Origin of the sequence: Ramlibacter sp., assembly GCF_035554825.1 — a bacterium.
In the GTDB taxonomy this organism is placed as follows: domain Bacteria; phylum Pseudomonadota; class Gammaproteobacteria; order Burkholderiales; family Burkholderiaceae_C; genus Ramlibacter.
In genome coordinates this window covers 1-9,828 of the sequence record NZ_DATMHS010000099.1, presented here as the reverse complement: position 1 = coordinate 9,828, position 9,828 = coordinate 1, and the positions used below count along the sequence as shown (strand labels likewise).

Annotated in this window: 11 protein-coding genes and 1 pseudogene; 4 read left to right on the top strand and 8 right to left on the bottom strand. The window is 69.7% G+C overall.

The genetic code is table 11. The annotated features are described in order from the left end of the window. From VNT59_RS12040 to VNT59_RS12030, 3 genes are all read left to right on the top strand, one after another. The coding region (locus VNT59_RS12040) for a branched-chain amino acid ABC transporter permease (protein WP_325498649.1) at window positions 1-588 on the top strand (588 nt) is incomplete at its 5' end. Continuing rightward, window positions 585-1,340 (top strand): ABC transporter ATP-binding protein, encoded by a 756-nt coding sequence (locus VNT59_RS12035; RefSeq protein WP_325498648.1) that lies wholly within the window; start codon window positions 585-587, stop codon window positions 1,338-1,340. The genes VNT59_RS12040 and VNT59_RS12035, both read left to right, overlap by 4 nt. Then, window positions 1,333-2,037, top strand: a complete 705-nt coding sequence (locus VNT59_RS12030) for an ABC transporter ATP-binding protein (RefSeq protein ID WP_325498650.1) — start codon at window positions 1,333-1,335, stop codon at window positions 2,035-2,037. The genes VNT59_RS12035 and VNT59_RS12030 overlap by 8 nt, the downstream gene beginning before the upstream one ends. 62 nt (window positions 2,038-2,099) lie before the next feature. Here VNT59_RS12030 and VNT59_RS12025 read toward each other — a convergent pair whose 3' ends face one another. The 8 genes from VNT59_RS12025 to VNT59_RS11990 all read right to left on the bottom strand — a co-directional run bounded on the left by VNT59_RS12025 (window position 2,100) and on the right by VNT59_RS11990 (window position 8,973). Further along, window positions 2,100-3,068, bottom strand: a complete 969-nt coding sequence (locus VNT59_RS12025; RefSeq protein WP_325498647.1) for a D-glycerate dehydrogenase — start codon at window positions 3,066-3,068, stop codon at window positions 2,100-2,102. After that, window positions 3,065-4,021 carry a sugar kinase gene (locus tag VNT59_RS12020; RefSeq protein ID WP_325498646.1) on the bottom strand — a complete coding sequence of 319 codons (957 nt, stop codon included), beginning with the start codon at window positions 4,019-4,021 and terminating at the stop codon, window positions 3,065-3,067. The genes VNT59_RS12025 and VNT59_RS12020 overlap by 4 nt, the downstream gene beginning before the upstream one ends. Further along, the gene (locus VNT59_RS12015; RefSeq protein ID WP_325498645.1) at window positions 4,018-4,797 is read right to left on the bottom strand and encodes a sugar phosphate isomerase/epimerase family protein; all 780 of its coding nucleotides are present in this window, start codon (window positions 4,795-4,797) and stop codon (window positions 4,018-4,020) included. Before VNT59_RS12015 ends, VNT59_RS12020 begins: the two co-directional genes overlap by 4 nt. After that, entirely contained in the window at window positions 4,798-5,592 is a 795-nt protein-coding gene (locus tag VNT59_RS12010) for an amino acid ABC transporter ATP-binding protein (protein ID WP_325498644.1), read from the bottom strand. Window positions 5,593-5,609: 17 nt separating this feature from the next. After that, entirely contained in the window at window positions 5,610-6,416 is an 807-nt protein-coding gene (locus tag VNT59_RS12005) for a transporter substrate-binding domain-containing protein (protein ID WP_325498643.1), read from the bottom strand. Window positions 6,417-6,475: 59 nt separating this feature from the next. Further along, window positions 6,476-7,129: an amino acid ABC transporter permease gene (locus VNT59_RS12000; RefSeq protein ID WP_325498642.1), complete on the bottom strand. Its 654-nt coding sequence runs from the start codon at window positions 7,127-7,129 to the stop codon at window positions 6,476-6,478. A 3-nt stretch (window positions 7,130-7,132) separates the two neighbouring features. Continuing rightward, the gene (locus VNT59_RS11995; protein WP_325498641.1) at window positions 7,133-7,804 is read right to left on the bottom strand and encodes an amino acid ABC transporter permease; all 672 of its coding nucleotides are present in this window, start codon (window positions 7,802-7,804) and stop codon (window positions 7,133-7,135) included. Between the two features lie 104 nt (window positions 7,805-7,908). Beyond that, on the bottom strand, window positions 7,909-8,973 hold the full coding sequence (locus tag VNT59_RS11990; RefSeq protein ID WP_325498640.1) for a LacI family DNA-binding transcriptional regulator: 1,065 nt from the start codon (window positions 8,971-8,973) through the stop codon (window positions 7,909-7,911). Between the two features lie 514 nt (window positions 8,974-9,487). On the opposite strand from VNT59_RS11990, the pseudogene VNT59_RS11985 reads away from it, so the two are divergent. Continuing rightward, a pseudogene (locus VNT59_RS11985) lies at window positions 9,488-9,828 on the top strand (NAD-binding oxidoreductase); the annotation flags it as partial.

The window sequence follows — 9,828 nt, the reverse complement described above, 5'->3', positions numbered from 1 at the left end:
ATGCTCTCCGCCTCGACGGTGATGCAGTACCTCACCATCATCTTCTCGCAGGTGACCGGCGGGCAGGACGGGCTCAACGGCATCTTCCCGATCCTCGATTCTCAGCGCGACTATTACTGGCTGGTGCTCGCCTTCCTGGTGGCGACGGTGCTGGTGCTGAAGCTGATCGCGCTCTCGCCTTGGGGCACGATCCTGCGCGCCATCCGCGGCGACGAGGCGACCTGCCAGGCGGCCGGCATCAACGTGACCTTCTACAAGATCGCCTCGCTGGTGATCAGCGCCGCGTTCGCCGGCGCCGGCGGCGCCATGTACGCGCACTACCAGCTGCAGGTGAGCCCGCAGCTGTTCGCGGTGGTGACGTCGATCACGATCATCACCATGGTCTATGTGGGCGGCATGGCGAGCATCTACGGGCCGGTCGGCGGCGCGATCCTGCTGGTGCTGCTGACGGAGCTGCTGCGCAACTTCGGCGAGTGGCGCCTCATGGTCTACAGCTGCACGCTCATCCTGATCCTGTTCTTCCTGCCGAACGGGCTGGTCGCGCCGACCTGGCGCCGCGTGCGGGCCGCTCTGGGAGCAAACCGGTGAGCGCCTTGCTGGAACTGGCCAACGTCAACAAGCGCTTCGGCGGCCTGCATGCCGTGCGCGACGTCACCTTTTCGGTCGAACGCGGCGAGGTGGTCGGCATCCTCGGTCCCAACGGGGCGGGCAAGACCACGCTGTACAACCTGCTGACCGGGTTCATCCGACCCGATCCGGGCGCGAGGATCGTCTTCGACGGCCACGACGTCGTGGGCATGCCGCCGCACCGCGTCGCCGCGCTGGGGATCTCGCGCACCTTCCAGCTGTGCCGTCCCTTCATCGGCATGAGCGTGCTGGAGAACGTCATCGTCGGCGGCCTCGGCTCGCGCCGGCACCAGGGCGCCGCGCTCGACCAGCGCGCCCGCGGGCTGCTGGCGCAGGTCGGGCTCGCGGGCAAGGAAGGCGTGCCGGTGGAGGTGCTGTCCTACGGCGACCAGCGGCGGCTGGAGATCGCGCGCGCGCTGGCCGCCGGGCCCAAGCTGTTGCTGCTGGACGAGCCGTTCGCGGGCCTGGGCAGCGGCGAAATCGCCGACCTGTCGGCCCTGATCCGCCAGGTGCACGCGGCCGAAGGGCTTACCGTGGTGCTGATCGAGCACAAGCTGCGCGAGTTCATGCGGCTGGTGGGACGCGTGGTCGCCCTCGACTTCGGCGAAGTGATCGCGCAGGGCACGCCGGAGGAGATCGTGCGCCATCCGGCCGTCATCGAGGCGTACATCGGGCGCGACGAGCCCCAGGCGGAGGCGGCCCATGCTGCTTGAGATCGGCAAGCTGTCGGTGTCCTACGGCAAGGCCGTCGCGCTCGAGGACGTCTCGATGCGGATCGGCGAGGGCGAGTTCGTGGCCGTGCTCGGCCCCAACGGCGCCGGCAAGAGCACCTTGCTCAAGGCGATCTCGCGCGCCCAGCCTTCCAGCGGCCGGCTCGAATTCCGCGGCGAATCGCTGCACCGGTTCGCGGCGCACGAGGTGGTCGGCAAGGGCATCTGCCACTGCCCCGAGGGGCGGCGGCTGTTCCCCGAGCTCACGGTGCTGAAGAACCTGATGCTCGGCGCCTACCTGCGGCGCGACGCGCAGGCGGTGCAGGCCGACCTCGACCTGGTCTACAGCCTGTTTCCGATCCTGAAGGAGCGGGCGCTGCAGGTCGTCAGCACCTTGTCCGGCGGCCAGCAGCAGATGGTGGCGATCGGCCGCGCGCTGATGGGCAAGCCGTCGCTGCTGCTGCTCGACGAGCCCTCGGTCGGCATCGCGCACCGCCTCAAGCTGGAGATCTTCGACGCGATCAAGCGCATCCAGCGCGGCGGCACCGCGATCCTGATGGCCGAGCAGGATGCGCAGTCGGCCTTGCGCATCGCCGACCGCATCTATGTGCTGGAGCACGGCAAGGTCGGTCGCGAAGGCACCAGCGCCGAGTTGGGCGCCGACGACTACATCCGGCAGGCGTACCTGGGGGTGGGCTGACGGGCGATAGGGGGCGGCCCGCGGCCCTGCCGTCCCGGGCACGGCTCCGGCGGCGGCGGGCGTCAGTTGCCGCCGTAGACAGCCGGCGGGCGTTCGCCGGCGAGGGCGCACAACAGGTTGGTCGTGGCCAGCGCGGCCATGGCCTCGCGCGTTTCGTGCGTCGCCGAGCCGACGTGCGGCAGGCAGGTGACCTTGGGATGGCTGCGCAGCGGGGAATCCAGCGGCAACGGTTCGGTGGCGAACACGTCCAACGCGGCGGCGCGCAGCGTGCCGCTGTCGAGCGCGTCCAGCAGCGCCGGCTCCTGCACGATCGCGCCGCGGGCGCCGTTGACGAAGATGGCGCCCGGCTTCATCAGCGCGAACTGCGGCGCGCCCATCAGGCCGCGCGTCTCGTCGGTCAGCGGCATCGTCACGGCCACGATGTCCGCTTGCCGCAGCACGTCGTCCAGCGCCGCGTGGCGTGCGCGCCCGGCCAGCTCGGGCAGGTCGACCGGCGAAAGGTTGTGATAGAGCACCGGCATGCCGAAGCCCAGCGCCGCCCGCCGGGCCAGCGCCTGGCCGATGCGGCCGAAGCCGAGGATGCCGAGCGTCTTGCCGTGCACGTCCCAGCCGAAGAGCTCCTCGCCGATGTTGCGGGTCCAGCGACCCTCGCGCACGTGGTTGGACAGCTCCACCAGCCGGCGGCTGGCGGCCATGATCAGCGCGAACAAGGTGTCGGCCGTCGTTTCCGTGAGCACGCCCGGCGTGTGGCACAGCGTGATGCCGCGCTCGCGCAGCGCCGCGACGTCGTAGTTGTCGACGCCGACGGAAATGCTGGAAATCACCTCCAGCCGCGGCGCGCGTGCCAGCACCGATTCGTCGATGCGGTAGCTCGAACCGATGAGGCCCTGCGCCCGCGGCAGCGCGGCCTCGAACGCCGCCTGCTGGCCGGCACGCGGATTCGCCACCGTGACCTCGTGCGCCGCCTGCAGCCGCGCCAGCTGCGCCGCCGGCAGCTCGCGGAACACCAGCACCTGCTTGCGGGCGCTCACAGGCCCGCCGCTTCGAGCTGGGCGCGCGTGGGCAGGCCCTCGGTGTCGCCGAGCACCTGCACCGCGCGGGCGCCGATCCAGGCGCCGCGGCGCACGGCGTCGGGGACGCTGCGGCCTTCGAGCAGCGCGCTGATCACGCCGACCGCGAAGCCGTCGCCGGCGCCCACCGTGTCGATCACCTCCCGGACCGGGAAGGCCGGCAGGTAGCCGGTGCCGCCGGCCTCGCCGTCGAAGTAGGCGCCCTCGGGACCGAGCTTGATCGCGACCAGCTTCGCGCCGCGCTGCCGGTACCAGGCGGCGATCGCCTCTGGCGTGCGTTCGCCCGTCAGGAAGCGGCCCTCTTCGAGTCCCGGCAACACCCAGTCGGCCTGCGCCGCCAGGTGGTTGATCCAGTGCCGCATCAGTTCCGGCGTCGCCCACAGGGTCGGGCGCAGGTTGGGGTCGAAGGAGATGGTGCGTCCGGCGGCACGCATGACTTCCAGCGTCCTGCAGGCGGCGGCCCGGCTGGTCTCGGAGATCGCGGCGAACACGCCGGTCGCATGCAGGTGGCGCGCCGAGCGCAGCCAGGACTCGTCCACGTCGGCCGGACCCATCTGGCTGGCGGCCGAGCCCTTGCGGTGGTATTCGACCGGGGGGTCGCTGCCGTCGGTGACCCGGCCCTTGAACTGGAATCCGGTGCGCGCTGCCGGGTCGCACGCGACGCGCGAGCAGTCGATGCCCTCGCGCTGCATCTCGGCCAGCAGGTAGCGGCCCATCGAGTCGGCGCCGAGCCGGCTGGCCCAGCCCACCTTCAGGCCCAGCCGTGCCAGGCCGATCGCGACGTTGGTCTCGGCGCCGGCCGTGCGCTTGTAGAAGCACTCGGCCTGCTCGATCGGACCCGGCCGGTCGGCGACCAGCAGCAGCATCGCTTCACCGAAGGTGGCGACGTCGAACGTGGGGGGGAAGGTGGTCATGCCGCGGCCTGCGCCTGCGCGGCCGCGACCGACCGCAACAGGCTGATTTCGTTGCGGGTGGTGGCGAGCAGGTCGTCGCCGGCGAGCGGGTATTCGATGGCCCACGGCACGTCGGCCGGCAGCGCGCGCAGCACGGCGCGCCAGGGCGCGGCCGAGTCGGCCAGCGGCACCGCGATCCAGCGCCGCGGCTGGCGCTGCACGCCCTTGCAATGCACGTAGCGCACGTGCGGTGCCAGCGCCGCCGCCGCCTGCAGCGGGCATTCGCCGGTCCAGTGCCAGTTGCCCATGTCGAACGTGACGCCGGGGGGCGGCCCGGCATCGGCGGCCCGCGCCAGAAACCGCCGCAGCGCGTCCAGCGTGCCGGCCGAAGTCGTCTGGTCGTTCTCGATCAGGAGCTCGACGTCGCCGCTTTCCAGCCGGTCGTGCAGCTGCCGCAAGGAGGCGAGCGCCGTGCCGTCGAAGCCGCCGATGGCCATCTTCAGGCGTGGCGCACCGAGCGCCGCCGCCGCCGCCAGGCCGCGTTCCAGCGCCCCGTCATCGAGCGTGCCGTCGTCGCGCCACAGGCCCTCGGGGCTCGAATACACGGCCTGCAGCGAGCCCTCGCGCAGCGCCGCGCCGAGCGCCGGCAGCTCCGCGGCCGGCTCGGTGAGCAATTCGCCGCGCACTTCGACGCCGTCGGCGCCGGCAGCCTGCGCCAGGCGCGCGAACCAGAGCTGGCCGTGCCGGCGCACTTCGGCCGCGCCGTACGACGACAGCGAGATGAGGACCCGGTGCATTCAGGCCTTGTGGTGATGGGAGCTGAGGATCTGGCCGAGGAACTGGCGCGTCTTCTCGTGCTTCGGCCGGCTGAAGAATTCTTCCGGCGGCGCCTGCTCCACGATCCGGCCGTCGGCCATGAAGATCACGCGGTCGGCGACACTGCGGGCAAAGCCCATCTCGTGCGTCACGCACAGCATGGTCATGCCTTCTTCCGCCAGGCTGATCATCGTGTCGAGCACTTCCTTGACCATCTCCGGGTCGAGCGCCGACGTGGGCTCGTCGAACAGCATGATCTTGGGCGTCATGCACAGGGCGCGCGCGATGGCGACGCGCTGCTGCTGGCCGCCCGACAGCTGGCTCGGATACTTGTTGGCCTGCTCCGGGATGCGAACGCGCGTGAGGTACTTCATCGCGATCGCCTCGGCTTCGTCCTTGCCCATGCCGCGCGAGCGCATCGGCGCCAGCGTGCAGTTCTGCAGGATGGTCAGGTGCGGAAACAGGTTGAACTGCTGGAACACCATGCCGACCTCGCGCCGCACCGCGTCGGCGTTGCGCTTGGCGGCGGTGAGGTCGATCCCGTCGACCTCGATCCGGCCCTTCTGCACGGTCTCCAGCCGGTTGATGCAGCGGATCAGGGTCGACTTGCCCGAGCCCGAAGGCCCGCAGACCACGATCCGCTCGCCCGGCTGCACCGACAGGTCGATGTCGGAGAGCACCTTGAACTTGCCATACCACTTCTCGACGCCGGTCATGCGGATGATCGGCTCGCCTTGGGCGAGGACGTGCGGTACGGAAGTTCCAGGTGCGTTCATGGTTCGGCCAGGGCTGGTTACAGCATTTTCGGCAGATCGGACTCGAGCCACTTGTGGTACAGCTTGTTGAGCTCGCCGTTGCCCGTGTTCTTCACGACGAAGTCGTTGACGGCCTTGAGCAGGTCGTCCTGGCCCGGGCGCAGCGCCACCGCCATTTCCTGCTGGCGCAGCACGAACTTCTGCTCGAACGTGTTGGCCGGCACGCGCTTGGCGATCTGGGCCGCCACGGTGGTGGAACAGCCGATCGCGTCGACCTGGCCGGAGATCAGGGCCTGCATCGCCGATGCATCGTCGTCGAAGCGGCGGATCTCGGTGCCCTGCGGCGCCAGCTGCGTCACGGTGACGTCCTGCGTGCTGGCGCGGGCGACGCCGATGCGGAAGTTCTTCAGGTCGGGCGCGCCCTTGATGGCTGCCTTCTTGCCGCCGTACATCACGATGGTGGCGGCGGAGTAGGGCTTGGAGAACGCCACCTGCTTGGCGCGCTCGGGCGTCACGGCGAGCGACGCGACCAGCACGTCGACCTTGTTGGTGAGCAGGAAGGGAATGCGGTTCGGGCCGGTCACCGGCACCAGGTTCAGCTTCAGGCCGAGGTCCTTGGCGAGCAGGCGCGCGACGTCGGCGTCATAGCCGTCGGGCTGGTTCTGCGCGTTGGTCGTGCCGTACGGCGGGAAGTCGACCAGCAGGCCGACGTTGATCTCGCCCTTCTTCTTCAACTCGGCGACCGTCTGCGCGGCGGCGAAGGGCGCGGCCGTGGTGAGCAGCGCGGCGCCCAGGCCCAGGGCGATGGAGCCGGCGAATGCGCGGCGGTTGAGGGAGTGGGACATGGGGTGATCTCCGTGGGTCAAGAGTGGTTCGATGCTGCGGGAAGCAGTCGGTGTTCCCTTCAGCGCGCCAGCGCCGCCGCCTGGCGACGCTCCATTCGCGCGGCCAGCAGCGACAGCGGCCAGCACAGCACGAAATAGATTGCCGCGACCACGCTGAACACGATCAGCGGCTGGAACGTGGCGTTGTTGATGATCTGGCCGGCGCGCGTCACCTCGGCGAAGCCGATGATCGCCGCCAGCGACGTGCCCTTGATGACCTGCACCATGTAGCCCACCGTCGGCGGCAGGGCGATCTTGAAGGCCTGCGGCAGGATGATGTCGCGCATGCGGGCCACGTAGTGCAGGCCCAGCGCTTCGGCCGCTTCCCACTGGCCGACCGGGATCGCCTGGATGCTGCCGCGCCAGATCTCGCCGAGGAAGGCGCTGGTGTTCAGGATCAGCGCCGCGCCGGCGGCCAGCCACGGATTGATGTCGATGCCGATGACCGGCGCGCCGAAGAAGATCAGGAACAGCTGCAGCAGCAGGGGCGTGCCCTGGAAGACCTGCACGAAGCCGGTGGACAGCGTCTGCAGGGCCCGGCTCTCGGAGGTGCGGGCCAGGGCCACCAGGAGGCCGCCGATCGCGCCGCCGGCGAAGGCGATCAGCGACAGCGCGATCGTCCACTTGGCCGCTTCGAGGATGAACAGGAACTCCGGGAATCCGAAAGTGCGCATGGTCTAGCGGCGGTCCGGGTAGTCGAGCGCCCAGCGGTAGACGGCGCGAAAGAGGCCCGAGAACGCCAGGGCGAGCACGAAATAGATCGCGGCCACGACGATGTAGATTTCGAAGCTGCGGAAGGTCTGCGACTGCAGGTTGGCGGCGACCGACGTGAGGTCGTCCGCGGAGATCGCGGACACCACCGCGGAGCTGAGCATCAGCAGGATGAACTGGCTGGTGAGCGCCGGATAGATCGCCTTGAGCGCGGGCTTGAGAATCACGAAGCGGAACACCTCGTGGCCCTTGAGGTTGAGCGCGAGGCCCGCTTCGATCTGGCCGCGCGGAATCGATTCGATGCCGGCGCGAATGATCTCGGTGGCGTAGGCGCCGAGGTTGACGACCATCGCCGTGAGGGCGGCCGTGTGCGCGCTCCAGCGCAGCCCGAGCGCCGGCAGCGCGAAGAAGAAGAAGAACAGCTGCACCAGGAACGGCGTGTTGCGGATCACCTCGATGTAGGCATTGACGATCCAGCGCACGAAGGCGGGGCCGGACGTCTTGCCCCAGGCGCACACCACCGCCACGATCAGGCCGAGCAGCGTGGCCGTGAGCGAGAGTTCGATGGTGGTCCAGGTTCCCTGCAGCAGCAGCGGCCACGCGGCGAACACGTCCTCGAATTGGAATTGGTACTTCACTGTGCGCTCGAACCGGGGCCAAACAGGTGCTGCGGAGAGGTCGTTGAAACCGGTTTCGGAACGAGTCTAAGAAACCGGTTTCAGTTTCACATCAGTAGAAACCCTTAGCCGGTCGGCGCCTCCGGGCGGGACGAGCCGCGCTTGATGAGCCGTCCCGGCAACAGGATCTGGCGCGGCGGCAGGTCGAGTCCGTTGAGGCGCTCGACCAGGCAGGTCGCAGCCAGCCGCCCGAGGTCGTCGGTCGGTTGCGCGATGGTGCTCAGTCCCGGGCCGATCAGCGCCGCCCACTCCGTTTCATCGAAGCCGACGAGGCCGAGGTCGGGGCCGAAGCGCCAGCCCAGCCGGGCCGCCGCGTCGGCCACGCGCAGGCTGATCACCGCGTTGCCGGCCAGGACCGCCGCCTTGCCCCGGCGCGCGCGGGCGCGCAATTGCCGCAGCGCCTCGTCGAGGGCGCCGGGCGCCTCGGCCGTGCTCTCGAACGGGCGGCCGCCGACCTTGCCGCCCTGGTCGGCGACGAAGCTGCGGAAGGCGGCTTCCCGCTCGAGCCGCGAACTCACGCCGGCCATCGGCTCGGACACGAACAGCAGCTCGCGGTACCCGGCCTCGACCAGGTGCGCGGCGGCCAGGCGCACGGCGCCGGCGTTGTCCAGCGAAACGAAATCGGTCTGGATGTCATGGTGGCGGCGATCGACCAGCACCATCGGCTTGCCGTGGCGCAGCGCATCGCCGACGGCGCCCGCATCGGCGCCCAGCGTGTTCAGAATCAGGCCCTCGACCTGGTAGGAGACCAGCGATTCGATCGCTTCGCGTTCGCGGTCCGCCTCGTTGCCGAGGTTGAACAGCATCAGCAGGTAGCCCGCTTCCTGGCAGGCGCGCTCGGCGCCGCGCAGGACGGCCACCGAGAAGGGATTGGTGACGTCGGCCACCACCAGGCCGATCAGCCGCGAGCGGCCGCGTTTGAGCGCCTGGGCCATCGGGCTCGGCGAATAGCCGAGCGCCCGGATCGCCCGTTCCACCCGCACCGCGATCTCGGGCGTCAGCAGTTCCTCGCGGCGGTTCAGGAACCGCGATACCGTCGCCTTCGACACGCCGGCCTGCCGGGCCACGTCGGAGATGGTGGCACGCGCCGGTGGGACGGCGGGCGCGCTGCTGCGCGTGAGCTTGTTCATGCCTAGGGGAGGCTCGCGGGCTGAAACCAGTTTCAAAGATCGAATCGTACCGCGACCCGGCCCCGCCCGGCAACGCCGCGGCGTCGGACTGCCGCGCGGGCGGCGGTCGATCGCGCGGAGCGAACGAACTTGCGATCCGCATGCGCGCTGTCAGCCCCGGCCGCCGCCGTCGATGACGCGCGGCATGGGCGCGCGTGCATGACGCAGCAGATGAACGTATTCGTTTTGCGCGGCGGTGCGAACCATGGCGCTCGTCGCGTCCCGGCGCGCGTGCGGCAACGTCAATGCACCATGTCTTGCGCGCGATCAAACGCGCGTGTTGTATTCCGCGCGAGCCGGAGCGTTCGCGTTGACGTGTGTCAAAACCATTTGCGTGTCGAGGCAGATACTGCCTCGCACCACTGATGCTTTCGAATGCGTAGCGCATCACAAAGCATGAGCGGCCCGACGAGCAAGATGCCGCCCTGACAGCGCCCGAGCGCGTCGGGACGGCCGACGAACAGGAGTGCAGGAGATGTCTCAGTTCGAAGTCGTTGCACGCGAGGATTTCTCGGATGTCACGTACCTGCTCGAGGTGCGGCATCCGCAGATGGCCAGAGCGGCGAAGCCCGGGCAGTTCGTGATCGTCATGCTCAACGAGCACGGCGAACGCATCCCGCTCACCATCGCCGACTACGACCGCCACCGGGGCACGATCACGCTCGTCATCCAGGCGGTGGGCAAGACCACCCGCCAGATGCAGCAGGAATGCCGGGTCGGCACGTCGCTCTTCGGGCTGGTCGGGCCGATGGGCATTCCCACCCACATCGGCAAGCCCAGGAAGGTGCTGTGCGTGGGCGGCGGCCTCGGCGTCGC